Below are 26,117 nucleotides of genomic sequence, written 5' to 3' on the forward strand. Positions count from 1 at the left end.
ACAAAATGAGAAAGGCGCGCTCATCGGGCGCGCCTTTTTGATTCCGTGTGGCTCTGAAGCGGTCGGCGCCTAAAGGCGCGAGATGATCTCCGCTTCGCCTTCGCGGCCGTTTGCACCCTTGGCGGCGGCAAGGATTGCCGGCACGATGTCCTCGGCCTTGTCGACGACGAGCGGTTGGACGAGATGGGCGGTGTGGACGAAGCCTTCGCCGCGCATGTGCTGTAAGAGGTCCAGCATCGGCTTCCAGAAATTGTTCATGTTGCCGAAGACCATCGGCTTGCGGTGCCGCCCGAGCTGCGCCCAGGTCATGATCTCGACGATCTCTTCCAGTGTGCCGATACCGCCCGGCAGCGCGACGAAGGCGTCGGCGCGCTCGAACATCGTGTGCTTGCGCTCATGCATGTCGGCGGTGACGATCAGCTCGTTGAGCTGGCCGAGCGAATGGCGCGTCGCTTCCTTGTCCATCAGGAATTCGGGGATGATGCCGGTGACCTCGCCGCCATTGGAAAGCACGCCGCTTGCGACCGCTCCCATGATGCCGCGGGTGCCGCCGCCATAGACCAATCGCAGGCCGTGGTCGGCGATCGAGCGGCCGAGTGCGCGGCCGGCTTCCATGTAAATCGGGTCACGTCCGGGCTGCGAGCCGCAGTAGACGCAGATGGATCGAATCGTGCTGGCTTCAGTGTTCATCCGGCCAAAAAACATTGCAGCGCAGCAAGGGTCAAGAAAAATGAGGGGAAAGCTTGGTTCACGGCGCTTGCAGCAAGGGCGGCTGCTTGTCTGCTACTCCCGGAAACGCTAGCAATTTCAGGGATCGATTGAAGAAATCGGGCGGGTAGCTCGCAGTTGCGCTATAATGATAGTGCAAGCCCCGCGCCGTAGGCCGATGAGAGGGCATGCGCGGAGCGTCGCTCCGCTGCTGTGGAGAGTGGCATGATCAAGAACAAGGCCGGCTGGGTGGCCCTTACTGTCCTTGCGGCAGCAACAGCGTTGATGATTTTTGTAGTTCAACCGAATTTGCGTGACGACAAGGAAGCCTCAGTCGATGGCGCGGCAAACGGCCCTGCCCAAACCAGTGATGCGGCATCGTCGAACGGCGGGCCTCAGCCCAATCCGGGTGCAAGCAACGAGGCTGCGGCAAGCGGCACCGATGCGAAAGCGCCGACAGAGGACCCGACCATTCCCGGCTTCGACGTCCTGCGCGTCGAGCCCGATGGTTCGACCGTTGTTGCCGGCCATGCAGCACCTGGCTCCAAGCTCGAGATCCTCAACGGTGCGACCGTCGTCGGAACGGCCGATGTCGGCGTGACCGGCGATTTCGCCGCTGTCTTCGACAAGCCGCTTCCGGCCGGAGACTATCAGCTGACCCTGCGCGCCGTCGGCGAAGATGGCGTTGCCAAGAATTCGCATGAGGTCGCGACGGTTTCCGTGCCGAAGGACCCGACGGGCCAACTGCTTGCCATGGTCTCCAAGCCGGGCGAGGCCAGCCGGCTGCTCACCACGCCCGACGCTCTGGCCGGGGCGGCGCCGACAGCCGACGCATCAGCTTCGCAGCCAACTGCGGGGACTTCCGCCGACGTGGCGTCTGCAACGGCGCAGACGACGAGCGATGCAACGGCGGCAAAGCCAAGTGCCGCTGCCGGGCTGCAGGTGACCGCCGTCGAGATCGAGGGCGCGAAGATGTTCGTCGCCGGTAGCGCAAAGCCCGGCGCCCTGGTTCGCATTTATGCGGACGACAAGCTGCTCGGCGAAATGAAGGCCGACGACAAGGGCCACTTCGTCGTCGACGGCCAGATCGACCTTTCGGTCGGCAGCCACATTATCCGCGCCGACATGCTGAGCGACGACGCAAGCAAAGTCGTGATGCGTGCATCGGTTCCGTTCGACCGTCCGGCAGGTAGCCAGGTCGCGGCCATCGCCGGCCCGGTTTCTGCGGCCGCGACGGCCGGCCTCGACGGGCTGCGTGCGGAAGCAGGCAAGGCGCTCGCGCTCTTGAAGGGGCTCTTCTCCAACGGCAAGGTGCCGACGGGCGAGCAGCTCGCGGCAGCACGCTCCGCAAGCGAGTTTGCGCTGAAGTCACTGGCCGATTTCAGGCTGACCGACAATTCCGACCAGGCGTTGGCTGACGCCGCCGCCCGGACGTCGAAGGCCGCAGCTGATGCGCTGGCCGTGCTGAAAGAGGCGTCGCAGGATCCCTCGAGCGTCGCTACGGCCTTGACCAAGGTCGAGGCATCGGTCGGAGCCATTCTCGCCGAACGCGGCAGCGCCACGCCGGCGGTTGCCGCCAAGACGCAGCCCGCCGCATCGGGCGAGGTCGCCGAGGCTTCCGGCGTGTCGAAGGTCAAGGGTGCCGGTAGCTCGATCGCCACTGACGTTGCCGCCGCGCAACCTTCCGTGGCCTCTACTGAAAGCCGGGCGCAGCCGGGAACGGTGGAGCAGGCGCCGCTGAAGGAGAGCAAGAGCTCGGTCATCATCCGCCGCGGCGATACGCTCTGGCAGATTTCACGGCGTGTCTATGGCGCGGGCGTTCGCTACACCACGATCTACCTTGCCAACCAGGCCCAGATCGATAACCCTGATCGGATCCGTCCGGGTCAGGTGTTCGGCGTTCCGGATCAGGCGCTTTCCGACGAAGAGTCGCGGGAAATTCACAACAAGCATATGAAACACGAACAATAGGCTGCCCATCGACATCAATCGCATTGCGGTGGTGTCGACGGAGACCTATCTGTCAAATAAGGCGGCGTCTTCAACGAGACGCCGCTTTTCATTGAATGGCGACGATGTGCCCCGATGTCCTTGTCCAGGGTACGGGGCGCAGAGCCGTAATTGCGCGACGCCGGTGGATTGGCATGACCGTCCGCCCGGGGCGTGCGAAAGAGTGAAAGCGGATCAAGACGTGGCACCTGCAAACCAGACGAAGACGATCTCCGCCGATACGAGCAATCCGTTTCGGACCATCGTCAACCTGTGGCCCTATATGTGGCCTTCGGATCGGGCGGATCTGAAGCTTCGGGTCGTCTGGGCAACGATCATCCTGGTGATTGCCAAGGTCGTGCTGATCCTCGTTCCCTATTTCTTCAAGTGGGCGACGGATGCGCTCAACAACAAGCCCGACGCGCTGGGCTTCCTGCCGCAATTCCTGACCGGCGCGGTCATGCTGGTGCTTGCCTATAACCTCGCGCGTCTGCTGCAGGCGGGGCTTAATCAACTGCGCGACGCGCTGTTTGCCAGCGTCGGGCAGCACGCGGTCCGCCAACTCGCCTACAAGACGTTCGTGCACATGCACCAACTGTCGTTGCGCTTCCATCTGGAGCGGCGCACCGGTGGTCTGTCGCGCGTCATCGAGCGCGGCACCAAGGGCATCGAGACCATCGTTCGCTTCACCATTCTGAACAGTGTTCCGACGCTGATCGAATTCCTGCTGACCGCGGTGATCTTCTGGTGGGGCTACGGTTTCAGCTACCTGCTGGTCACGGCCATCACCGTCTGGCTCTATATCTGGTTCACCGTCAAGGCGAGCGACTGGCGCATCGCCATCCGTCGCTCCATGAACGACAGCGACACCGACGCCAATACCAAGGCGATCGACTCGCTCTTGAACTTCGAGACGGTCAAATATTTCGGCAACGAAGAGATGGAAGCCAAGCGCTTCGACAGATCCATGGAGCGCTATGAGAAGGCGGCGACCCAGGTCTGGACGTCGCTCGGCTGGCTCAACTTCGGCCAGGCGGTGATCTTTGGTGCGGGCACGGCCGTCATGATGATCATGTCGGCACTCGCGGTGCAGCGCGGCGAACAGACGCTCGGGGACTTCGTCTTCATCAATGCGATGCTGATCCAGCTTGCCATCCCGCTCAATTTCATCGGCTTCGTCTATCGCGAAATCCGCCAGGGCCTGACCGATATCGAACACATGTTCGATCTGCTCGACGTCGAAGCCGAAGTGGTCGATCGCCCGGATGCGCGACAGCTTGCCATCGCCAACGGTGCCATTGCCTTCAAGGACGTGCACTTCGCCTATGATTCGGCGCGGCCGATCCTCAAGGGCATCAGCTTCGAGGTGCCGGCCGGCAAGACCGTTGCCGTCGTCGGTCCCTCAGGTGCAGGCAAATCGACGCTCTCGCGGCTTCTCTATCGCTTCTACGACGTGCAGCAGGGCACGATCACCATCGACGGGCAGGATGTGCGCGATGTGACGCAGAAGAGCCTGCGCGGGGTCATCGGCATGGTGCCGCAGGATACGGTGCTGTTCAACGACACCATTGCCTACAACATCCGCTACGGCCGCGTCTCGGCCACCGAGGCGGAGGTCGTGGCGGCGGCTGAAGCAGCGCAGATCGCCAGCTTCATCCAGTCGCTTCCCGAAGGTTTCCAGGCGATGGTCGGCGAGCGCGGGCTGAAGCTTTCGGGCGGCGAGAAGCAGCGCGTCGCTATCGCCCGCACGATCCTCAAGGCGCCGCCGATCCTCATCCTCGACGAGGCAACCTCGGCGCTCGACACTCGCACGGAACAGGAAATCCAGTCGGCGCTCGACGTTGTTTCCCGCAACCGCACGACGCTGGTCATAGCCCATCGGCTTTCGACGGTGATCAATGCCGATGAAATCATCGTGCTCAAGGACGGCGTGATTGCCGAGCGCGGCACGCATGGGGAACTGATCGAGCGCGACGGACTTTATGCTTCCATGTGGAGCCGTCAGCGTGAGGCGACCCAGGCGGAAGAACAATTGAAGCGTGTGCGCGAGAGCGACGACCTTGGCATCGTGACGCGCGGGGAGCCGGCCGTTTGACGATACTGTCTTTGGCTGATCGCGACGTGTTTTGTCGCTGCCGGGCGGCCAGCGTTGCCGCGGGCGGCATTTCGCGCTAGGTCACGTTCCACATCAAATCTGGAGTAGAGTTCATGAGCTTGGTCAATACGGTGCGCAACACGCTCGTTCCGGTGCACAAGGAAGGCTATCGCTTCATCGCGATCTTCTTCGTCGTGTCGCTGGTGCTGGGCTTCCTGTGGGAGCCGCTGACGTGGATCGGCTTCCTGCTCACCGCCTGGTGCGCCTATTTCTTCCGCGATCCCGAGCGCATGACGCCGATCGACGACGATCTGGTGATCAGCCCGGCCGACGGCCGCGTTTCGTCGATCGCCATGGTGACGCCGCCGGACGAACTGGGTCTCGGCCCCGAGCCGATGCTGCGCATCTCGGTGTTCATGAACGTCTTCAACTGCCATGTGAACCGCGCGCCGGTGACCGGTACGATCAGCCGCATCGCCTACCGCGCCGGCAAGTTCGTCAACGCCGAGCTCGACAAGGCCAGCCATGAGAACGAGCGCAACGGCCTCGTCATCCAGACCAAGCATGGTGCTATCGGCGTCGTGCAGATCGCCGGTCTCGTCGCCCGCCGTATCATCTGCTGGAAGTATGAAAACGCCTCGCTCGACGCCGGTGAGCGTTTCGGCCTCATCCGCTTCGGTTCGCGCCTCGACGTCTTCCTGCCTGATGGTGTAGAGCCCCGCGTCAGCCTCGGCCAGACCGCGATTGCCGGTGAAACCGTGCTTGCCGAGTTCGGCTCGGCCAAGGGCCCGGTCATCAGCCGTCGCGCATAAGGAGCCCCTATGGAAGGTCCTCGACAGGAAAACCCGGCCGAACCGCCGAAAGCCGCGGGCGAGGCGAACGGTTCCAAAGATACCGGCCGCGGCCCTCGACTGCGCGAAATACCGCTGCGCCTGATGATCCCGAACATGATCACTGTGCTGGCGATCTGCGCGGGTCTCTCCGGCATCCGGCTCGCCTTTGAAAACCGCATCGAATTGGCGGTTGCCATGGTGCTGCTTGCAGCCTTTCTCGACGGTATCGACGGTCGCGTCGCCCGCCTCCTGAAGGCGACGTCGAATTTCGGCGGCCAGATGGACTCGCTCGCCGATATCATCAATTTCGGTGTTGCACCGGCTCTCGTTCTCTACGTCTTCATCCTGGATCAGGCCCGCTCGATCGGCTGGATTGCGGCGTTGATCTACGCGATCGCCTGCGGTCTGCGGTTGGCGCGCTTCAACGTCATGGCCGAGCGCCAGTCCAAGGCCGCGTGGCAGTCGGAGTATTTCGTCGGCGTTCCTGCGCCGGCAGGCGCCATGCTGGTGCTGCTACCCGTCTATCTCGGCCTGCTGGGCTTGGCGCCCGAGCGCACCATGGCGCTGATCGCATCCGGCTATACCGTGCTGATTGCCTTCTTGCTGGTCAGCCGCCTTCCGGTCTGGTCGGGCAAGTCGGAAAACAGCCGCGTGCGCCGCGATCTCGTCCTGCCGGTCATTCTCGTGGTCGTCTTCTATGTCGCGACGCTGATGACATACACTTGGGAGACGATGGCGGTGACGGCGCTCGGTTACCTGATCACGCTGCCGTTCGGCGCCCGCTCGTGGCAGCGCAAATATGGCGGCGACTGGCCCGCCCATCCCGCCCATGGCGGCGACGGCTTGCCGGGCGACAAGGACTGAAGCTTGCCATCAAGGCAAAGACAAAGGCCACCGTGGAAACACGGTGGCCTTCTTGATTCCGGGCTTGTGGTAACCGTCACTCCGGCAGGCGATAATCGACGATCTTCTTTTCGCGAACGATGTAAAGCTTGCCGGTCTCGGTCTGGTCCGGACCGACCAGCGGCAGCAACTGGGCTGCGACTTCGGCCGGATGCGGCACGGTCTCCGGATCTTCGCCGGGCATTGCCTGGGCGCGCATGGCGGTGCGGGTTGCGCCGGGGTCGACGCTGAGGATGCGCAGCGGCAGCCGCTGCGTCTCGCCGGCCCAGGTGCGGGCGAGCGCTTCGACAGCGGCCTTAGAGGCGGAGTAGGGGCCCCAGAACGGCTTGCACTTGTGGGCGGCGCTCGAGGAGAGAATGAGCGCACGTCCGGCGTCGGACTTGATCAGCAACGGCTCGAGCGTGCGGATCAGGCGCCAGGTCGCATTGACGTTGATGTTCATCACCTTCTCGAACACCTTGGCCTCGACATGGCCGATCGGCGAGATGGTGCCGAGAACGCCGGCATTGGCAACCATGATGTCGAGCTTGCCCCAGCGCTCGTTGATCGCGCCGCCGAGCTTGTCGATCGCCGCCATGTCGGCGAGATCGAAGGGAACGAGCGTCGCCGAGCCGCCGACCGCCTTGATCGCGTCATCCAATTCTTCGAGGCCGCCGACGGTGCGGGCGCAGGCGACGACATGGGCGCCAGCCTTGGCGAGTTCGAGAGCGGTGAAATAGCCGATACCGCGCGATGCGCCGGTGACGACGGCGACCCGGTCTTTCAAATTGATCGTCATTTTATTGTCTGATTATCCGTTGCTGGCGAGAACCGAGAGTTTGCGGACGTTGCTGGCGCCTTCCTGGTCGAGAAGGCGGGTCGGATAGTCCCCGGTGAAATAGTGGTCGGTGAACTGCGGCGACTTGGGATCGCGCTTGACGCCGCCGACAGCCTCGTAGAGGCCGTCGATCGACAGGAACTCGAGCGAGTCCGCGCCGATGAAGCGGCACATGGAAGCGAGGTCGGCATGCTGGTTGGCCAGCAGTTTGTCGCGGTCCGGCGTGTCGATGCCGTAGAAGTCCGGGTGGAAGATCATCGGGCTGGCGACGCGCACATGCACCTCGCGTGCGCCGGCATCGCGGATCATCTGCACGATCTTGACCGAAGTGGTGCCGCGAACGATCGAATCGTCGACGAGCACGACGCGCTTGCCTTCGATCATCGCGCGGTTGGCGGAGTGCTTCAGCTTGACGCCGAAGGCGCGGATCTGCTGCGTCGGCTCGATGAAGGTCCGGCCGACATAGTGGTTGCGGATAATGCCGTATTCGAAGGGAATGCCGCTCTGCTGCGCATAGCCAAGCGCGGCCGGCGTACCGCCGTCCGGCACCGGAACCACCACGTCCGCCTCGACGGGTGACTCCTTGGCGAGATTGATGCCCATGTTCTTGCGCGAGACATAAATGCTGCGACCGCCGACGACCGAATCCGGACGGGCGAAATAGACGTATTCGAACAGGCACAGCCGCTCAGGCCGCGGAGCCAGCGGCTTGCGCGAGTCGATCGAGATCGAACCGTCGGCCTGGATCTCGCAGATGATGATTTCGCCATTCTCGACATCGCGCACGAACTTGGCGCCGATGATGTCGAGTGCGCAGGTTTCCGAGCAGAAGATCGGCTTGCCGTCGAGTTCGCCCATGACGAGTGGCCGGATGCCGTGCGGGTCACGGGCGGCAATCAGCTTGGTGCGCGTCAGCGCCAGCATCGAGTAGCCGCCTTCGACCTGCGCGATCGCATCGGCGAAGCGGTCAGTGGTCGAGGCATGCTTGGAACGGGCGATAAGGTGAAGGACGACTTCGGTATCGGAGGTCGACTGACAGATGGCGCCATCTGAGATGATCTGGCGACGGAGCGTCAGGCCGTTGGTGAAGTTGCCGTTATGGGCAATCGCGATGCCGCCTTCATGCAGTTCGGCAAAGAGCGGCTGGACGTTGCGCAGCGCCACTTCGCCTGTCGTCGAGTAGCGCGTGTGGCCGATGGACATGAAGCCCGGGAGCTTCGCGAGGGTAGCGGGGTCGGTGTAGTGGTCGCCGACGAGGCCCATGCGCTTTTCGGTGCAGAACTGCTTGCCGTCGAAGGTGACGATACCGGCGGCCTCCTGGCCGCGATGCTGGAGCGCATGCAGGCCGAGCGCCGTCAGCGCCGCTGCATCCGGGTGCCCCAGGATGCCGAACACGCCGCACTCTTCATGCAGGGTGTCGCCATCGATTTCGTCATGGATTTCCGTGGATCTCAGATCGGTCATCACAGTCGCCTTTGCTCCGTGCCGGTGCGCATATCGTGATCAGGCCCGCCGTCTTCAAGCGATCTTAGCTGAAAACGGACGTCAGCGTTATTCCCAAAAGGACAAAGCCCGCGCAGCGGGCTTTGTCGGCAGTTTTTCCATGTCTCAGCCGCTGGTGGCGGGGGCGTCGTCAACCGGCGCCTGGTCGGGCGAACCCGACGGTGCCTGTCCGGGCGTGCCGGCCGGGGTCTCGCCTTCGCCTTCGCCGGTCGTGTCCTTGCCGCGCAGGCGGTCGAGGATGGTGGCGTCGGCTTCCTCGGGCAAAAGCGCGATCAGCTTGTTGCCGAGATTGTCGAGCAGCGGCTTGGATTTCGCCTGTGTCACCCAGCCCGGCTGCTGCTGCGGAGCGACCAGCCAGTTGAAGAACAGCATGGCGACGACCACAAGCAGGATGCCGCGTGCGGCGCCGAAGAGAAAGCCGAGCGTGCGGTCAAGCGCGCCGATGCGGCTGTCGATGATGAAATCGGCGACGCGCATGGTGATGAAGGAAATGATGATCAGCGCGACCAGGAAGATCACTGCCGCCGAGCCGATCAGCGCGACCGTGTCGCTGCTGGTGTACTGCTTGGCATAGGGCAGGAGGTGCGGATAGAGGAAGTAGGCCGCTGCCGCCGCGCCGACCCAGCTGGCAACCGACAGCACCTCGCGCGAGAAGCCTCGGACCATTGCCAGGATTGCTGAAAACAGCGCGACGCCGAGAACGATACCGTCGAGAATTGTAATGGGCATTTTGTCCTTACTCCGAACCCGGTTCGTCCGGGTCTCCTCAAGCCTATCCGCCGTCGGCCCTGCCTGATGTTCAGGGCATATTACAGCCTGCTCAGACGGCGCCTCGTGGAGCCGCTTGCAGCACCCGCACCTTCAATCTGCGTCCTCAACCGGCCTCAGGGCGTTTCGCGATCCCGCGATGCGCGCCACCAGATCCGGCAGGCTTTCCAACTCGCTCCACCGGCCATTGCCGTTTTTCGGCAATTCGGTTGAGGCGGATGGCAGAACAGCCTGCGAGAAACCGAGTTTCTCGGCTTCCTTGAGGCGTTGAGCGGTATGCGCAACCGGCCGGATGGCGCCCGACAAGCTGACTTCGCCGAAATAGACGCAATCAGCCGGAAGGGCAAGCCCGGCAAGCGACGAAACCAGTGCGGAAGCCACAGCCAAGTCGGCGGCAGGCTCGGAAATCCGGTAGCCGCCAGCGATGTTGAGATAGACGTCGTGCTGCCCGAGGCGCACGCCGCAATGGGCTTCAAGCACCGCGAGGATCATGGAGAGGCGGGCGGAATCCCAGCCGACGATGGCGCGGCGCGGCGTACCGAGCGAGGTTGGCGCCACCAGCGCCTGCACCTCGACTAGGATCGGTCGCGTTCCCTCCATGCCGGCAAAGACCGCGGCGCCAGGCGATTTCTCATTGCGCTCGCCGAGGAACAGTTCCGATGGGTTGGCGACCTCGCGCAACCCCCTGTCCGACATCTCGAAAACGCCGATCTCGTCGGTCGGTCCGAAGCGGTTCTTCACGGTTCGCAAGATGCGGTAGTGATGGCCGCGGTCGCCTTCGAAGTAGAGCACCGCATCGACCATGTGCTCGACGACACGGGGACCGGCGATCTGGCCTTCCTTGGTGACGTGGCCGACGAGCACGACGGCGGTTCCCGTCTGCTTGGCAAAGCGGATCATCGCCTGCACGCCGGTCCGCACTTGAGTGACCGTACCGGGTGCGGAATCGACGATGTCGCTCCACAGCGTCTGGATCGAGTCGATGATGACGAGGTCGGGGCGCTTTCCCTCGGCAAGCGTTGCCAGGATGTCCTCGACATTGGTTTCGGCTGCGAGCAGCACGTCGCTGTCGGCAGCACCGAGCCGCTGGGCGCGCAGGCGCACCTGGGCCACGGCCTCTTCGCCCGAAACGTAGATGACGCGGTGCTTCTGCCGGGCAAGTGCCGCTGCCGCCTGCATCAGCACCGTCGATTTGCCGATGCCGGGGTCGCCGCCGATGAGCAAGGCGGAGCCACGAACGAAGCCGCCTCCGGTGGCGCGGTCGAGCTCGGATATCCCGGTCTGAATGCGGGGAGCGTCCTCGATTTCACCGGAAAGCGTGGTCAGGGCGACCGGACGCCCCTTCTTCGGCGCGCGGGAGGGACCGCCGCCGATGCCGGCGGTCGGGTCGTCCTCGATGATCGTGTTCCATTCGCCGCAGCCCTCGCACTTGCCGGCCCAGCGGGTATGAATGGTGCCGCAGTTCTGGCAGACGAATTGTGTGCGGGCTTTCGCCATCGGATACGACTTTCACAGTGCCGGGACTTCAGCGGGTCGCATCAGGCGACACGGCTGGTGATCGGAGAATCACTTTTGCCTTCACATAATGCCGTGAAACGCGGAACAAAAGGTGATTTTCGGCAACGGACTGTAAAGTATCGCTTCGATAGCCGCCTCAGACGGCGCCGACATAATGGCGTTCGTAGCGGTGGCCGAGGCTCGTCAGCATCTCATAGCCGATCGTGCCGCCGGCACGCGCCACGTCGTCCACGGCGATATGCCGACCGAAAAGCTCGATATAGTCGCCGGGGCGCACGGCATTTTCCGGGAGGTCGGTGACGTCGAAGAGGCTGAGGTCCATCGTCACCCGGCCGACATGCGGCACCTTCTGGCCATGCAGAAAGCCGAATGCGCCCGAAGGCGTTGCCTGCCGCAGGGTCACGCCACCGCCCGAGACGGACCGGTGGTAACCGTCGGCATAACCGACGGCGACCGTGGCAATGCGGCTGTCGCGGTTGAAGCGGGCCGATGCTCCGTAGCTTGCATGACCGCCGGACGCGATGTTGCGCACCTGAATGATGCGAGCTTCGGCCGTCACCACCGGCTTCATCGGATTGGCGACGTCATTGACCGCTTCGCCGCCATAAACGGCGATACCCGGACGCGTCAGGTTGAAATGGTAGTCGTTGCCCAGGAACACGCCGCCGGAGTTTGCGAGGCTGGCATCAACGCCTTCGAATGCGGCCGTGGCTTCGCGAAAGCGTCGGAGCTGATAACCATTGAGCGGGTTGCCCGGGTCGTCGGCGCAGGCGAGGTGGCTCATGATCAGAACAGGCGAAAAGCTGGCCGGCCGCGCCGGGTCGTTGGCGAGAGCGGCGGCTTCCTCGACCGACAGCCCCAGGCGGTTCATGCCGGTATCGACATGCAGCACGCAAGGATGGTCGCCGCGCTCGGACAGCGCCGCCATGAAAACGGCAAGCTGCTCCTCCGAATTGATCACCGGCACCAGATCGTTGTCGAAGAACAGCGCCTCGTTTCCGGGCCACATGCCGGCCAGAATGTAGATCCGGCCCTCGGGCACCAGCGGCCGCAGATCGGCACCTTCCTCTGCATTGGCGACGAAGAAGTCGCGGGCGCCGGCGGCATAAAGCGCGGGCGCCGCCTCGTCGATGCCGAGGCCGTAAGCATCGGCCTTCAAGACGGCAGCGGCACGAGCCTTGCCCGAGCGGGCATTCATCGAGCGCCAATTGTCTGCCAATGCGTTGAGGTCGATCGTGAGCCGGTTGGAGGCGGAGAGAAATTCTGGACTGAGCATGCCTGGCACTCTGCGTGGACGATGAAAAGAGCAATACAGCCAACCACGCTTGCCCGCAAATGCCCTGCTGTCGCATCGCGGCGTTCGGTTGGACCGGACGGGCGAAGAGCACTTTTGTGCAAGACGCGTGTCGTTGCGGACGCTAGGATCGCGGCATGCACACGATTTCGCAGGAACAGGCCATCGATGCCATGCCGCTGGAAGGCGCGGAACGGACCCGATTCTGGCGGGATCCCCGGTTCGATGGCATGGAATGCCTGACAGCCACCTTCATCACGCACGAATTTGCGCCGCACGCGCACGACACCTTCAGCATAGGCGCGATCGAAGCAGGCTCGCAGATCAGCAAGATCAGGGGCGAACGGTCGCAAGCAGGCCCCGGCGACTTCTACCTCATCAATCCCGACGAGATCCACGATGGTCATCCCGGCGGCAGCGGCTATCGCTATCGCATGGTCTATCCGAGCACGGAACTGCTGGTGAACATCCTTGAGGATGTCACGGGGCGGCCGTTCAAGGGAACGCCGTCCTTTTCCAGGCGCATGCTGCGTGATCCGGATCTGGCCCAGTCCTTCTATCACGCACACAAGGCGCTTGAACACGCGACTGGCGCGCTCGAAGCCGAGGAACGCATGTTCGGTGTGCTTGCCACCATGTTCGAGCGGCACGGCAGCACGATCATCGTACCGGTCGAAACGAAGGAACAGTCTGCGGTGCAGCGGGCGCGCGATTATCTCACCGAGAACTACACGCAGGACATCGGCCTCGAGGAACTGGCGAGGGTCGCTGGCCTCAGCCGCGCCCATCTGATCCGGGCCTTCCGGCGGCAGTTTCACATCACGCCGCATGCCTTCCTGACCGACAAGCGCGTGCGGGCGGCAAAGACGCTGCTGCGGCACGGCTGGTCGGCCGTCGACACGGCCTATCAATGCGGTTTTGCCGACCAGGCGCATTTCAGCCGCCACTTCAAGGCCCGAACCGGCGTCACGCCCGGTGCCTTCCGCGCCGGTTGATCACTTTCGTTCAATACGCCTCGTCCTGGCGCGTTTAGGTGTGCTCCGTTCGTTATCGGTCGGGAGGCATGAACTTTGAGCGACACGGGATTCATTCCAAACTTTCGAGCCGGGGCCACGGCGATGGCGCCGCTCATCGTGGCGGTCATGCCGATTGGGCTCGTTTTCGGCGCCGTTGCCGCGGGCAAGGGGCTATCGGGCGCGGAAGTGACCTTGATGAGTGCGCTGGTTTTTGCCGGTGGCTCGCAATTCGTCGCCATGGACATCTGGACGCATCCGGCGTCCTGGGCGGCGCTGGCGTTTTCGGCCTTGCTGGTCAATGCCAGGCATGTGTTGATGAGCGCGTCGCTCGGAGCCAAGCTGCAAGGATTCTCCGGTCCGGCGAAATACGCCTCGATGCTTTTGCTTGCCGACGAAATATGGGCGATGGCCGAGATGCGTGCGAAAGAGGGCAAGCTGACGCCAGCCTGGTTCGCAGGCGTCGCCGTGCCCTTCTATTTCGTCTGGGTGACGACGAGCCTTGCCGGCGCCTTGCTGGGCGCTTTCCTTGGAGATCCCAAAGTGACGGGGCTTGATTTCGCTTTTCCCGCGGTTTTCATCGTGCTGGTGCTCGGTTTCTGGAAAGGCCGCGAGACCGGGGCGGTGCTGGCGGCCAGTGCCGCTGCAGCAGTGCTGACGCACCAGTTTCTCCCAGGCGTCTGGTACATCGCCGCCGGTGCTGTCGCCGGGGTCGCGGTCGCGCTGTTTGCCAGCCGCAGTCAGGAGGTGCGCGCATGACGGTTGATCCGAACACTCTTCTCGCCATCGTCGCGATGGCAATCGCGACCATTGCCACCCGCATCGGCGGGCTGGTGCTCATTCGGTTTGTGACGATCGGAGAGGCGCAGCGGCGAGCCCTGGAGGCGATACCGCCGGCCGTATTGATGGCGGTGATCGCGCCGACGGCGCTGGTCACCGGGCCGGCGGAAACGATCGCTGCGGTGGTAACGGCCCTCGTCGCCATGCGGTTGCCTTTGCTCGCCGCAGTCGCGGCCGGCGTTGTGACCGTGGCGATCCTCAGAATGGCGTTGGGGGCGTAAAGACGCCCCCAGCCGTTCTCAGTGTTCTTCGTATTGGGTGAACGACGGGTCGGCCAGATCGGTAAAGCGGGTGAATTCCGACTGGAAGGCGAGCTTGACCGTGCCGGTCGGTCCGTGACGCTGCTTGGCGATGATCACGTCGGCCGTGCCCTTCACCTGCTCCATCTTCATCTTCCACTCGTCGTACTTCGGATCGAACTCGTCGCGGGGCTCGAGGTTCTTGACGTAATATTCTTCGCGGAACACGAAGAGCACGACGTCGGCGTCCTGCTCGATCGAGCCCGATTCACGAAGGTCAGAGAGCTGAGGGCGCTTGTCTTCGCGGCTTTCCACCTGACGGGAGAGCTGCGACAGCGCGATGATCGGCACGTTCAGCTCCTTGCCGAGCGCCTTCAGACCGGTGGTGATCTGGGTGATTTCCTGCACGCGGTTGTCGCTGGACTTGCCCGAGCCGGTCATGAGCTGGATATAGTCGACGACCAGGCAGTCAAGACCGCGCTGGCGCTTGAGGCGGCGCGCGCGGGCGGAAAGCTGGGCGATGGAGATGCCACCGGTCTGGTCGATGAATAGCGGCACTTTCTGCATCATCTGTGAGCAGGCGACCAGCTTTTCGAAGTCAGCTTCGGAGATGTCGCCGCGGCGGATCTTCGAGGAGGAGACTTCGGTCTGCTCGGAAATGATACGCGTGGCGAGCTGCTCGGACGACATTTCCAGCGAGTAGAAGCCGACGACGCCGCCATTCTTGGCCTTGAACGAACCGTCCGCCTGGACCTCCGGGTCGTAGGCGGCGGCGATGTTGTAGGCGATGTTGGTGGCAAGCGAGGTCTTGCCCATGCCCGGACGTCCCGCAAGCACGATCAAGTCCGAACGCTGCAAGCCGCCCATGCGGGCGTCGAGCGACAGGATGCCGGTCGAAATGCCGGACAGGCTGCCGTCGCGTTCGAACGCCGCACCGGCCATGTCGATGGCAAGCGCCACTGCGTCGTTGAAGGATTGGAAGCCGCCGTCGTAGCGGCCAGTTTCGGCAAGCTCGAACAGGCGTCGTTCCGCATCTTCGATCTGGCCCTGCGGCGGCATGTCGAGCGGTGCGTCAAAGGCGATGTTGACCATGTCCTCGCCGATGGTGATCAGCGAGCGGCGCAGCGCCAGGTCGTAGATTGCACGGCCGTAGTCTTCCGCATTGATGATCGAGACGGCGCCGGCCGCAAGGCGCGCAAGATACTGCGCGACCGTCAGGTCGCCGACCTTTTCGTCGGCTTTCAGAAAAGTCTTGATCGTCACAGGGTTGGCGGTCTTGCCCATGCGGATGATGTCGCCGGCGACCTCGTAGATGCGGCGATGCAGGGGTTCGAACAGGTGGACCGGCTTCAGAAAGTCCGAGACGCGATAGAACGCATCGTTGTTGACGAGGATAGCGCCAAGCAGCGCCTGTTCGGCTTCAAGGTTGTTCGGCGCCTCGCGGTAGTGCTGGTCCGACTGGTCCTTGCCGATAGGGGCGAGCTTTCGCGCTGCGTCGTTCATGGTCGTTCGTCTCTACCTCTTCTGGTGTGCACCCGGTTTGATGTCTGCGTCTTTGCGGGTCAAGTGCAGCAGTGCCACAGTCGTTGGCCATGTGACGCGGCCCATTGCCTTTGCCCGTTGTTCGACTGATCCACAGGCCGGCGCCGCAAAAGCGCAAAAAATAAAATCTGCATGAAAAACGACATTGACGCTGCGAATCGCTGCGACCCGCGATTGCACCGAATTCTAGCGCCGTTTGCCGTTCCGCTCAAAACGCCGTCTTGAAAGTTTCCACCACATAGATTAGATAGTGGCAAAATAATTAGCATGCTACTAATATGGAAAAGGTACTATGTATCAACCCATCGTGAACCGCGAATTGTTCGACGCCTTGTCGATGGTCAATCGCAAGCTGCGGGCTGTCTTCGATGCCCGCGTCAAGGAGCGCGGCCTGACCCTGGCGCGGGCGAGGGCGCTGTTTGCCCTGACCAAGAAGGACGGCTTGAACCAGCGCGAGCTGGCCGACGAACTCGACATCGAAACGCCGACGATCGTGCGGCTTCTGGATGGCATGGAAAAGCAGGGTTTCATCGAGCGTCGGGTCGAGGTGTCGGACCGCAGGGCCAAGCAGATCCACATGACCGAGCTTGGACGAACCATTGCCGACGAGATCCTGAAGCTTGCCGATGAGATCCGGGCAGAAGTGCTGCAGGGCGTCGACGCTGACGAGGTCGCGGCCGCCCTGAAGGTCGTTCGCACCATCGCCGACAACGTCCAATCGCTCGCGAAGGAATGATGTCGATGAGTGCCGCCGCAAGCGCTGCAGCAAACGCCAACAGGGGTGCCCTTGTCGAAGACGAGGCGGAGGTGCCCGCAGACGACCCCACGCCTCAACAAGTACCGGCGGCGGCAGCACCAGCGCCACAGCCGATGAGTGTTACCAGGTCGGCGATTTACGTGGTCTGCTCGGCACTGCTGTTCCTAACCCAGGGCCTCGGTATGAACCTGGCGCTGGCCAATCTCACCCAGGTTCAGGGATCGCTTTCCGCGACCTCGATCGAGGCGGCGTGGCTTTCGGCGGCTTACATGGCGCCGAATGTCTCGCTCTCGATCGCGCTCGTCAAAATCCGCGCGCAATACGGCCTGCGGCGGTTTGCCGAAATCGGCATCGTCGGCTTCGTGATCGTCTCGTTGATGAACGTCTTCGTTTCCGATCTGCATTCGGCGATCGTCGTTCGCTTCATCAGTGGCATTGCGGCCGCGCCGATGTCGACGCTCGGTTTCCTCTACATGCTGGAGGCCTTTCCGCCGGCGCGCAAGCTGACGGTCGGCCTTGCCCTGGCGCTGACATGCACGACCATTTCGGCGCCGATCACCCGGTTGATTTCGCCGACGCTGATCGAATACGGCCAATGGCATGGGCTCTATACGCTCGAGATGGCTCTCGCGCTGATGGCCCTGCCGATCATCTACCTGCTGCCGCTGACACCGGTGCCGCACGCCAAGATCATCCAGCGCACCGATATCCTGAGCTACCTACTGGTGGCCCTCGGCTTTGGCTGCATCGCTATCGTGCTGACGATGGGCCGGCTCTACTGGTGGTTCGAAGCGCCATGGCTCGGCGTGCTTCTGGCCGTCGCGATCGTGGCCCTGACGGCGGTGGTACTGATCGAACTCAACCGCGAGCTGCCGCTGATCGACGTTCGCTGGCTCGCCTCTAGGGAGATCCTGCACTTTACCGCCGTGCTGCTGATCTTTCGTCTGGTCGCGTCCGAGCAATCCGCCATCGCCGCAAATTTTTATCAATTGCTCGGATTGCAGTTCGAGCAGGTCGCGACGCTTTACTGGATCATTCTTGGCGCATCGATCGCCGGTGGCATCCTGTGCGCCGCGCTGATGAAGCCGGATCATGCCGAGTTCGTGCATGTTCTGGCCCTGAGCCTCCTGGCGGGCGGTGCCTATATCGACAGCCAGGCGACCAATCTGACGCGACCCGAGCAGATGTATCTCAGCCAGGCGATGATCGCCGCTGGAACCGCCCTGTTCCTGCCGCCGGCCATGGCCAGCGGTTTCAAGGCGGCGCTGATGAAGGGGCCGAGCTACATTCTCAGCTTCATCGTCATCTTCCTCTTTACCCAGAGCATCGGCGGACTGATCGGCACCGCGACCTTCGGCAGCTTCGTCACCCTGCGGGAGAAGTTTCACTCCAATGTGCTGGCCGAGCAGATCGTGATGTCGAACCCGGCCATCGCCCAGCGCATCAGCCAGCTGGCTGCAAGCTATGGCCGGGTGATCGGCGATCGGGCCTTGTTGAACGGCGAGGGCGTCGCGCTGCTGGGGCAGCAGGTGACCCGCGAGGCGAACATTCTCGCATACAACGATGCCTTCCTGCTGGCGTCAGTCATCGCCCTTTGCGCGCTGACCGGCCTGCTGGCGCATATCCTTTACAAGCGGATTGCGGCGCGCATGGCGCCTCCCGCAACCGCCTTATCTTCTTGACGAACAGAGTTGACGACCATGCTGAAATTCTTGCGCTCACCGACCACCATCATCGTGTTGCTCGCTGGCCTCTCGGGCCTGACCCTGGTGCTCTATGCCTGGCGTCTGCCGCCGTTCCACAGTTCCGTGGAGATGACGGAGAACGCCTATGTCAGGGGTTACCTGACCATCATGAGCCCGCAGCTCTCCGGTTACGTCGCCGAGGTTCCGGTGCACGACTACGAAGAGGTCAAGGCCGGGCAGTTGCTCGTTAGGATCGACGATCGCATCTACGCGCAGAAGCTGGCCCAGGCGGAGGCGACACTTGCCGCCCAGAAGGCGTCGCTCGCCAATTCACGTCAACAGGAATTGTCCGCCAAGGCGGGCATCGCTGCCAGTGACGCACAACTGGACAGCGCGAAGGCGGCGCTCAACAGGGCGAGCGCATCCTGGGGCAGGATCCGGCCGCTGGCGGAAAAAGGCATCTCGACGCGCAGCGACGCCGATCAGTCGCGCGCGGCGTTCGAGCAGGCAGAAGCCGCCGTCAACCAGGCTGAAGCCGGGCTGGAGGTTTCTCGCCAGGCGCTGGCCACCACGCTTGGCGCCCGTGCCGGTCTGCAGGCGGCCGTCGCCGGCGCCGAGGCGGCCGTGGAACTGGCGCGGATCGATCTCGAAAACACCCGGATCGTCGCCCCTCGCGATGGCAAGCTCGGCGAGATCGGTGCGCGCCTCGGCCAATACGTCACCGCCGGCTCGCAATTGCTGGCCGTCGTGCCGCATGACGTGTGGGTGCTCGCAAACTTCAAGGAAACGCAGCTCGACGGCATGAAGACCGGTCAGCCGGTGACCATTTCGGTCGACGCGCTGCAGAAGAGCATGCTGACCGGGCATATCGAGCGCTTCTCGCCCGCCGCGGGCTCCGAGTTCAGCATCATCCGCCCGGACAACGCTACCGGCAACTTCACCAAGGTCGCCCAGCGCGTCGGTGTCCGGATCGCCGTCGATCCCGGCCAGCCGCTCGCCGATCTGTTGTCGCCGGGCCTGTCGGTTGTCGTGCGCGTCGATAAGGACGCCGCTCCCGTCGCTGAGCTTGCCCATAGCTGAAGCCGAGCCGACGGCAAAGAAAAAGCCCGGATCCAAGGATCCGGGCTTTCGCATTCAGAATGGCCTGTAAGGCTTATTCTTCTTCGCCTTCGAATTCGGCTTCCGGGTTGAAGAAGTCTTCCGGCTTCAGCGCATCTTCGTCAACGCCGTAGATGGCGTCGGCCGAGGTCAGGCTTTCGCCCTTGGACTGGCGCTCAGCTTCTTCAGCCGAACGGGCAACGTTGACTTCAACTGCGATTTCGACTTCCGAATGCAGGTGCAGCGTGACGTTGTGCAGGCCGATCGACTTGATCGGGTGGTTCAGGTCGACCTGGTTGCGGCCGATGTTGAAGCCGGCGGCAGCCAGGACTTCGATAACGTCGCGAGCAGCAACCGAACCGTAGAGCTGGCCGGTTTCGCCAGCCGAGCGCACGATGATGAAGGACTTGCCGTCGAGCTTCTCGGCAACCTTCTGGGCTTCCGACTTGCGCTCGAGGTTACGGGCTTCGAGCGTCGAGCGCTCGGATTCGAAACGGGCCTTGTTGGCAGCGTTGGCGCGCAGTGCCTTGCCGAGCGGCAGCAGATAGTTGCGTGCGAAGCCGTCGCGAACCTTTACGGTTTCGCCCATCTGGCCGAGCTTTGCGATACGTTCGAGAAGAATGACTTGCATGTTCGTTTCCTTTCAGAGTTCAGGTTTCGTAGGTCAGTTTTTTTCCACCGGGGTGACCGCGATGGTGCGTCGCGTATCGGTCAGGCCCGTGAGGAGGAAGAAGATTGCCGGGATCGTGAACACGAGCACCGACAGGTATGCGATCCACAGCACGGGAAGCCGCCAGGACTTGCCGCGCGTGCGGAAATGGAAGGATGCAAAGCCGGCGAGCAGGAAGCCTGCGCCGAAGGTTCCGCAGACCAGCGCGCCGATTGTCGCCGGGGCGCCGCCCACAAAGGTCAGGACCAGGCCGCCGAGAAAGATGAAGATCGCGTTGCGGTGCATGCGCAGCGTCGACGGAATGTCCTCGCGCGGGCGCAGCGACCGGCCCGACATCTGCACGATGCGGGTGGCGACATAATAGGCGGAAAACAGCATCACCACCCAGACGGCACCCTGGATGAGGGGTAGCGCCAGCGTGAAGATCGACTTGATCTGGGCAATTGCTGCGGCGTCCGGATTGTAAAGCGGTTCCTGCGCCTTCACGGCCTGGATGACGATGTCGACCATGCGGTCGGACACACCAGAATCATATCCGACGATGAAGCCGACGATGATCATGCCGGCGGTCACCAGACCGGCGAGGTGGCTGAGAATGTCGGAAAGTGGGTACCAGGCAAGCGCGCCGTCCGGGCCGCCGAGTTCGGTGGCCGGGCGCGCCAGATTGGCCAGGTGGCTGAGCCAGCCGGCCGGGATCAGCGTCACGACGAGGATCAGCAGCGCGAAATAGGGCGACACCAAAGCGGCAGCCGTAGCGCCGGCGCTGACGATGGCGGTGATCGCGGCTGCATTGCCCCAGCCGAGGCCGGCAATGAGAATGGGGAGCGCCGAAGCGGCATAGAGAACGATCGCAAGCGACGACTGCGTGTTCGCGCCCATCGACAGGAGGGCAGCGGTAAAGCCGGCGAGAACGCCGGTCAGCAGCGATGTCTTGTTCAAGTTCTTCACGTTTGCTGTCCTGCTTCGTGCAGTTAGGGGATGGCCAGGCTCAGCCCCAACATGGGATTTCTGCGTGTTTCCACACAGGGTTCCGATCCGCGCCCAACGCGGAAGGGAGAGGGCAAGGCGATCACGTAAAGAGAGCGCCTTGCCCTTGAGTCGGTTTCCGTTGAGTCAGGCGACCAACGGAAGGTCAGCCGTTGTTACGAAACGACGTAGGGCAGCAGGCCGAGGAAGCGGGCGCGCTTGATCGCCTGGGCGAGTTCGCGCTGCTTCTTCTGGGAAACGGCCGTGATGCGGGAAGGAACGATCTTGCCGCGCTCGGAAATGTAGCGCTGCAGAAGACGGATGTCCTTGTAGTCGATCCGCGGAGCGTTTGCGCCCGAGAAGGGGCAGGTCTTGCGGCGACGGTGGAACGGGCGACGAACCGGAGCGGAAGAAACTTCAGCCATTGTCTTTAATCTCCTAAAGCTTCTTGATTACGCGCGGTCTTCGCGCGGACGACGCGGGCGGTCTTCGCGGTCGCCACGGTCCGGACGCGGACCACGGTCGCCGAAGCCACGCTCCGGACGGTCGCCATCGCGGCGCGGACGGTCGTCGCGGTCGCGCTTCTGCATCATGGCAGACGGGCCTTCTTCGTGCTTCTCGACGGCGATCGTCATGTAGCGCAGGACGTCTTCGTTGATGCGCATCTGACGCTCGATTTCGTGAACAGCCGCTGCCGGAGCATCGATGTCCATGAGAACGTAGTGAGCCTTACGGTTCTTCTTGATGCGGTAGGTGAGGGACTTGAGGCCCCAGTTCTCGACGCGACCGACCTTGCCGCCGTTTGCTTCGAGCACGCCCTTGTACTGCTCGACGAGACCGTCGACCTGCTGCGGCGTGATGTCCTGGCGGGCCAGGAATACGTGTTCATAAAGAGCCATTGTGGCTTACCTTTCTTGCGTTAATCAGCCCGGACATCGGCGGCTAAGCCTCAACGACTGTTCTTATTGGCTGACAGGCAGCCGGCAAGAAAGTGTTGTATCGAGACGGTCGAGAGCGGAGACACGGGAGGCCGGAAAGACTTGCAATCCTAACGGCTCCCCTCGAGGAAGCCGGCCCTCCGTTCAGCCACCAGCCAGAAGACCGGGCATTTCGAACAGCGCGCTTATACGCATATTTCAGCGAAAGGCAAGGCTTGCTCGGCCTTTTCGCCTCGCTTCGCCCTCTAAGCGGCTCCTATGACCTTCTTCCACTTGCGCAAGCGACCTCGGGCATTGGCATAGGGCGAGGACGTGTTGAACTGAATCATCCGGCCGAGCGGCCATTTGTCATACCACGCCTGAGCATAGAGCGCTTGATCGTCACGCGCCTCGATCAGGGCGACCAATGCCGCCTTGCTGCCTGCAAGGCGAGACAGGAGTTCAGAGGGCGGGAGCGCTCGGTAGTCGCTATAGAATTTCTGCGCGAGCCGACCGAGTTCGTTCCACTTGAACCCCGTCTCCGGAAAATCGACGGGCAGACCTTGTTCGTCCCGTTCGATCCACTTGATCACCAGTTCGCCCCAGCCGATGAGGTAGGCGACGAGGTCGCCGACGCTCATCATCGTGCCCTTGGCGTGGCCATCGAGCGATGGCTCGGCGAATCGCTCCGGCGGTATGCTGTCGAGTTCGCGTTCGAGCTTGGCGAACTCCGTCTCGATCGCGCTCAGAAGTTCGGCTTTCGTCCGGGGCACGGCCATTTGCTGTTTCGCGCTCAGATCGGCATGGGATAGAGCCGGTGCAGGCGGCGAATGCCGTTCATGACGTCCTGAGACAGCGTCATTCCCGCCGCGCCGAGATCCGTCTTCAACTGCTCCATCGAGGTTGCGCCGATGATGACGGAGGCCATGAACGGACGGGCGAGGCAGAAGGCGATCGCCAACTGCGCTGGGTCGATCCCGTGTTCGCGGGCAAGCGCCACGTAGCCGGCGACGGCCGGCTCCTGGTGCGGCGTGAAGCGGCCGCCGAGGTCGCCGTTGATCGCGAGGCGCGACCCCGTCGGCCGGGCGCCGTCAAGATACTTGCCGGTCAACAGGCCGGCGGCGAGCGGAGAATAGGCGAGCAGCCCGACATCCTCATGGTGCGAGAGTTCGGCAAGGTCGAGATCGTAGGCTCTGTAGAGAAGATTGTATTCGTTCTGGATCGAGGCGACACGCGGCAGGTCGCGCCGCTCCGCCATGTCGATCATCTTCATCGTACCCCAGGCGGTGTCGTTCGAAAGGCCGATCGCGCGCACCTTGCCTGCCTTCACCACTTCGCCGAGCTTTTCGAGGATAGCCTTCAGGTCAGCGGCCACATGGGCCTTGTCCTGCCTGGCGGGCTCATAGGACCAGGCGTTGCGGAAATGATAGTGGCCGCGGTTCGGCCAGTGGATCTGGTAGAGGTCGATATAATCCGTCTTTAGCCGCTTGAGGCTGGCCTCGACCGCCGCACCGATACCTTCCGGGGTGATCGGGCCGCCGTTGCGGATGTAAGGCCGGCCGGAGCCGGCGACCTTGGTGGCGACAACGACGTCGTCGCGACGGCCACGCTTTGCCAGCCACTCGCCGATGATGCGCTCGGTATTGCCGTAGGTCTCGGCGGAAAGCGGCGTCGTCGGATAAAGTTCGGCGGTGTCGATGAAGTTCACGCCCTTGTCGAACGCGCAGTCGAGTTGTTCGTGCGCCTCGGCCTCCGAGTTCTGGGAGCCCCAGGTCATTGTGCCCAGGCAGATTTCGGAAACCTTGATGCCGGTCCGGCCAAGCGTGTTGTAACGCATTGAGTGGTGATCCTTGTGAAAGGCGAGCCTCGACCAGGGAGGAAAGGGGTGCCCGCGCCAGAATTGGGTGAAGGCCGCAAGCCCAGGGGACGGTCGATCGGGCAGGGCGGCGATGCGCGGCAAACTTACGCCTTGATTGGCGAAGATCAAGGGCAAAAGGCCGTGCGAAGCCCGCAAAGCCGGGCCTGCGCGCTTGACTCGCCGTTCAGGAATGTGAATGGAGAGGAAAACTAGGGAAGGGACAATCCCATGAGTATTGCATTCACGTTCCCGGGCCAGGGCAGCCAGGCTGTCGGCATGGGCAAGGATCTGGCGGACGCGTTTCCGGAAGCAGCGGCAGTGTTTGCCGAGGTCGACGAGGCGCTCGGCGAGAAACTCTCCGAAACCATGTGGAACGGCCCCGAGGAAACGCTGACACTGACGGCCAACGCCCAGCCCGCGCTGATGGCCGTATCGATGGCGGTGATCCGGGTGCTTGAGGCCAAGGGTCTCGATCTCAAGAGCAAGGTCTCGTTCGTGGCTGGTCATTCGCTCGGCGAATACTCCGCGCTCTGCGCCGCCGGAACCTTCTCGATCGCCGACACGGCGCGCCTGCTGCGCATCCGCGGCAACGCCATGCAGGCGGCCGTGCCCGTAGGCAAGGGCGCGATGGCGGCAATCATCGGTCTTGAGCATGCGGATGTCGACGCCATCTGCCGCGAAGCCTCCGCGCTTGGTTCCTGCCAGATCGCCAACGACAATGGCGGCGGCCAGCTGGTGATCTCCGGCGAGAAGGCGGCTGTCGAGAAGGCTGCAGCACTTGCGTCGGAAAAAGGTGCCAAGCGCGCCCTGATGCTGCCGGTTTCGGCTCCCTTCCATTCAAGCCTGATGGCGCCCGCGGCCGAGGCAATGCGCGAGGCGCTCGCCAAGGTCGAAAAGCACAATCCGTCGGTGCCTGTCATCGCCAACGTCTTGGCCGCTCCGGTCAGCGACGCGACCGAGATCGCGCGCCTTCTCGTCGAGCAGGTCACCGGCCAGGTTCGCTGGCGCGAGACGGTGGAATGGTTCGCCGCCAACAACGTCGCGACACTTTATGAAGTGGGCTCCGGCAAGGTTCTCACCGGGCTTGCCCGCCGGATCGACAAATCCGTCACCGGCATTACCGTCAACACGCCTGCCGATATCGACACCGCGCTCTCGGCGCTTCTGGCCTGAGTGCTCCAGTTATAAGGAATCAATCCGATGTTCGATCTTTCCGGCCGTAAGGCTCTTGTAACCGGTGCATCCGGTGGTATCGGCGAGGAAATCGCCCGCATGCTGCACGCTCAGGGCGCAATCGTCGGCCTTCACGGCACGCGTGTCGAAAAGCTCGAGGCGCTTGCCAACGAGCTCGGCGAGCGCGTTCAGTTGTTCCCGGCCAATCTGTCCGACCGCGCCGAAGTCAAGGCGCTCGGCGAGAAGGCCGAAGCTGAACTGGGCGGCGTCGACATCCTCGTCAACAATGCCGGCATCACCAAGGACGGCCTTTTCGTTCGCATGAGCGACGAGGACTGGGACAATGTTCTGGAGGTCAACCTGACCGCCGTGTTCCGCCTGACCCGCGAGCTGACCCATCCGATGATGCGCCGCCGCTTCGGCCGTATCGTCAACATCACGTCGATCGTCGGCGTCACCGGCAACCCCGGCCAGGCCAACTACTGCGCCTCAAAGGCCGGCATGATCGGCTTTTCGAAGTCGCTCGCCCAGGAAATCGCGACCCGCAACGTCACGGTCAACTGCGTCGCTCCCGGCTTCATCGAGAGCGCCATGACCGGCAAGCTGAACGACAAGCAGAAGGAAGGCATCATGGGAGCGATCCCGATGAAGCGCATGGGCACTGGTGCCGAGATTGCATCTGCCGTCGTTTATCTCGCTTCGAACGAGGCAGGCTACGTGACCGGCCAGACCATTCACGTCAACGGCGGCATGGCGATGATCTGACGGGGTGTCCGGGGCCAGCATGCCATGCACGCGAAACCGGCGCGATCGTGGCCTTCAATGCTCCGGCATACCACCTGCCAAATGCCTGAAATTCAATGTTGAGCAAGCGATTGTCAGGCATTTTCGCACTTTGCGACAGACTTAAACCGTGTTAATCGGGCCATGA

The 26,117-nt window shown here is 63.0% G+C and carries 25 protein-coding genes; 12 read left to right on the forward strand and 13 right to left on the reverse strand.

The genetic code is table 11. The features are described 5' to 3' along the window. Positions 1 to 69 precede the first annotated feature (69 nt). Positions 70 to 690 (reverse strand): TIGR00730 family Rossman fold protein, encoded by a 621-nt coding sequence (locus AC244_RS00450; protein ID WP_053246900.1) that lies wholly within the window; start codon positions 688 to 690, stop codon positions 70 to 72. A 243-nt stretch (positions 691 to 933) separates the two neighbouring features. On the opposite strand from AC244_RS00450, the gene AC244_RS00455 reads away from it, so the two are divergent. The 4 genes from AC244_RS00455 to pssA all read left to right on the forward strand — a co-directional run bounded on the left by AC244_RS00455 (position 934) and on the right by pssA (position 6,489). Next, entirely contained in the window at positions 934 to 2,679 is a 1,746-nt protein-coding gene (locus tag AC244_RS00455; protein ID WP_053246901.1) for a LysM peptidoglycan-binding domain-containing protein, read from the forward strand. A 220-nt stretch (positions 2,680 to 2,899) separates the two neighbouring features. Next, a complete protein-coding gene (locus AC244_RS00460) occupies positions 2,900 to 4,792 on the forward strand; it encodes an ABCB family ABC transporter ATP-binding protein/permease (protein WP_053246902.1) in 1,893 nt (630 codons plus the stop codon). Between the two features lie 113 nt (positions 4,793 to 4,905). After that, on the forward strand, positions 4,906 to 5,604 hold the full coding sequence (locus AC244_RS00465) for a phosphatidylserine decarboxylase (protein WP_053246903.1): 699 nt from the start codon (positions 4,906 to 4,908) through the stop codon (positions 5,602 to 5,604). A 9-nt stretch (positions 5,605 to 5,613) separates the two neighbouring features. Further along, positions 5,614 to 6,489 (forward strand): CDP-diacylglycerol--serine O-phosphatidyltransferase, encoded by an 876-nt coding sequence (pssA, locus tag AC244_RS00470; protein WP_053246904.1) that lies wholly within the window; start codon positions 5,614 to 5,616, stop codon positions 6,487 to 6,489. A gap of 76 nt (positions 6,490 to 6,565) precedes the next feature. On the opposite strand, the gene AC244_RS00475 is transcribed toward pssA, so the two are convergent. The 5 genes from AC244_RS00475 to alr all read right to left on the reverse strand — a co-directional run bounded on the left by AC244_RS00475 (position 6,566) and on the right by alr (position 12,410). Continuing rightward, complete coding sequence (locus tag AC244_RS00475; protein ID WP_053246905.1) at positions 6,566 to 7,306, reverse strand: SDR family NAD(P)-dependent oxidoreductase; 741 nt, start codon at positions 7,304 to 7,306, stop codon at positions 6,566 to 6,568. A gap of 12 nt (positions 7,307 to 7,318) precedes the next feature. Then, positions 7,319 to 8,809, reverse strand: coding sequence for an amidophosphoribosyltransferase (gene purF, locus AC244_RS00480; protein WP_053246906.1), 1,491 nt, complete (start codon positions 8,807 to 8,809; stop codon positions 7,319 to 7,321). A gap of 144 nt (positions 8,810 to 8,953) precedes the next feature. Next, a complete protein-coding gene (locus tag AC244_RS00485) occupies positions 8,954 to 9,577 on the reverse strand; it encodes a CvpA family protein (protein ID WP_053246907.1) in 624 nt (207 codons plus the stop codon). Positions 9,578 to 9,709: 132 nt separating this feature from the next. After that, the gene (gene radA, locus AC244_RS00490; protein ID WP_053246908.1) at positions 9,710 to 11,113 is read right to left on the reverse strand and encodes a DNA repair protein RadA; all 1,404 of its coding nucleotides are present in this window, start codon (positions 11,111 to 11,113) and stop codon (positions 9,710 to 9,712) included. A 157-nt stretch (positions 11,114 to 11,270) separates the two neighbouring features. Then, the gene (gene alr / locus AC244_RS00495; protein WP_053246909.1) at positions 11,271 to 12,410 is read right to left on the reverse strand and encodes an alanine racemase; all 1,140 of its coding nucleotides are present in this window, start codon (positions 12,408 to 12,410) and stop codon (positions 11,271 to 11,273) included. A gap of 155 nt (positions 12,411 to 12,565) precedes the next feature. Between alr and AC244_RS00500 the strand changes: the two genes are divergently transcribed. The 3 genes from AC244_RS00500 (at position 12,566) to AC244_RS00510 (ending at position 14,502) form a co-directional block, all read left to right on the forward strand. Next, positions 12,566 to 13,423, forward strand: coding sequence for an AraC family transcriptional regulator (locus AC244_RS00500; protein ID WP_053246910.1), 858 nt, complete (start codon positions 12,566 to 12,568; stop codon positions 13,421 to 13,423). Positions 13,424 to 13,546: 123 nt separating this feature from the next. Further along, positions 13,547 to 14,200 carry an AzlC family ABC transporter permease gene (locus tag AC244_RS00505; RefSeq protein ID WP_053246911.1) on the forward strand — a complete coding sequence of 218 codons (654 nt, stop codon included), beginning with the start codon at positions 13,547 to 13,549 and terminating at the stop codon, positions 14,198 to 14,200. Further along, a complete protein-coding gene (locus AC244_RS00510) occupies positions 14,197 to 14,502 on the forward strand; it encodes an AzlD family protein (protein WP_053246912.1) in 306 nt (101 codons plus the stop codon). Before AC244_RS00505 ends, AC244_RS00510 begins: the two co-directional genes overlap by 4 nt. 18 nt (positions 14,503 to 14,520) lie before the next feature. Here the strand turns inward: AC244_RS00510 and AC244_RS00515 are convergent, their stop codons facing one another. Beyond that, the gene (locus AC244_RS00515) at positions 14,521 to 16,023 is read right to left on the reverse strand and encodes a replicative DNA helicase (protein ID WP_025426442.1); all 1,503 of its coding nucleotides are present in this window, start codon (positions 16,021 to 16,023) and stop codon (positions 14,521 to 14,523) included. 331 nt (positions 16,024 to 16,354) lie between these two features. On the opposite strand from AC244_RS00515, the gene AC244_RS00520 reads away from it, so the two are divergent. The 3 genes from AC244_RS00520 to AC244_RS00530 all read left to right on the forward strand — a co-directional run bounded on the left by AC244_RS00520 (position 16,355) and on the right by AC244_RS00530 (position 19,584). After that, positions 16,355 to 16,798: a MarR family winged helix-turn-helix transcriptional regulator gene (locus AC244_RS00520; RefSeq protein WP_053246913.1), complete on the forward strand. Its 444-nt coding sequence runs from the start codon at positions 16,355 to 16,357 to the stop codon at positions 16,796 to 16,798. 134 nt (positions 16,799 to 16,932) lie between these two features. After that, a complete protein-coding gene (locus AC244_RS00525; protein ID WP_152975842.1) occupies positions 16,933 to 18,501 on the forward strand; it encodes an MFS transporter in 1,569 nt (522 codons plus the stop codon). A gap of 18 nt (positions 18,502 to 18,519) precedes the next feature. Beyond that, positions 18,520 to 19,584 carry an HlyD family secretion protein gene (locus AC244_RS00530; protein ID WP_053247619.1) on the forward strand — a complete coding sequence of 355 codons (1,065 nt, stop codon included), beginning with the start codon at positions 18,520 to 18,522 and terminating at the stop codon, positions 19,582 to 19,584. Between the two features lie 73 nt (positions 19,585 to 19,657). Here the strand turns inward: AC244_RS00530 and rplI are convergent, their stop codons facing one another. The 6 genes from rplI to AC244_RS00560 form a co-directional block, all read right to left on the reverse strand. Further along, positions 19,658 to 20,233 carry a 50S ribosomal protein L9 gene (gene rplI / locus AC244_RS00535; protein ID WP_053246914.1) on the reverse strand — a complete coding sequence of 192 codons (576 nt, stop codon included), beginning with the start codon at positions 20,231 to 20,233 and terminating at the stop codon, positions 19,658 to 19,660. A gap of 33 nt (positions 20,234 to 20,266) precedes the next feature. Then, complete coding sequence (locus AC244_RS00540; protein ID WP_053246915.1) at positions 20,267 to 21,220, reverse strand: hypothetical protein; 954 nt, start codon at positions 21,218 to 21,220, stop codon at positions 20,267 to 20,269. A gap of 194 nt (positions 21,221 to 21,414) precedes the next feature. After that, the gene (rpsR, locus tag AC244_RS00545; RefSeq protein WP_025426448.1) at positions 21,415 to 21,663 is read right to left on the reverse strand and encodes a 30S ribosomal protein S18; all 249 of its coding nucleotides are present in this window, start codon (positions 21,661 to 21,663) and stop codon (positions 21,415 to 21,417) included. Between the two features lie 27 nt (positions 21,664 to 21,690). Beyond that, the gene (rpsF, locus tag AC244_RS00550; protein ID WP_025426449.1) at positions 21,691 to 22,137 is read right to left on the reverse strand and encodes a 30S ribosomal protein S6; all 447 of its coding nucleotides are present in this window, start codon (positions 22,135 to 22,137) and stop codon (positions 21,691 to 21,693) included. Between the two features lie 284 nt (positions 22,138 to 22,421). Then, a complete protein-coding gene (locus AC244_RS00555) occupies positions 22,422 to 22,934 on the reverse strand; it encodes a ClbS/DfsB family four-helix bundle protein (protein WP_053246916.1) in 513 nt (170 codons plus the stop codon). Positions 22,935 to 22,948: 14 nt separating this feature from the next. Further along, positions 22,949 to 23,992, reverse strand: coding sequence for an aldo/keto reductase (locus AC244_RS00560; RefSeq protein WP_053246917.1), 1,044 nt, complete (start codon positions 23,990 to 23,992; stop codon positions 22,949 to 22,951). Positions 23,993 to 24,241: 249 nt separating this feature from the next. Here AC244_RS00560 and fabD point away from each other — a divergent pair, with 249 nt between their 5' ends. Together fabD and fabG are read left to right on the forward strand one after the other, a co-directional pair. Continuing rightward, positions 24,242 to 25,186, forward strand: coding sequence for an ACP S-malonyltransferase (fabD, locus tag AC244_RS00565; protein WP_053246918.1), 945 nt, complete (start codon positions 24,242 to 24,244; stop codon positions 25,184 to 25,186). Between the two features lie 27 nt (positions 25,187 to 25,213). Next, positions 25,214 to 25,951 (forward strand): 3-oxoacyl-[acyl-carrier-protein] reductase, encoded by a 738-nt coding sequence (gene fabG / locus AC244_RS00570; RefSeq protein ID WP_053246919.1) that lies wholly within the window; start codon positions 25,214 to 25,216, stop codon positions 25,949 to 25,951. Positions 25,952 to 26,117: the final 166 nt, after the last annotated feature.

This window comes from Ensifer adhaerens (genome assembly GCF_001270265.1).
Classification (GTDB): Bacteria; Pseudomonadota; Alphaproteobacteria; order Rhizobiales; family Rhizobiaceae; genus Ensifer; species Ensifer adhaerens_B.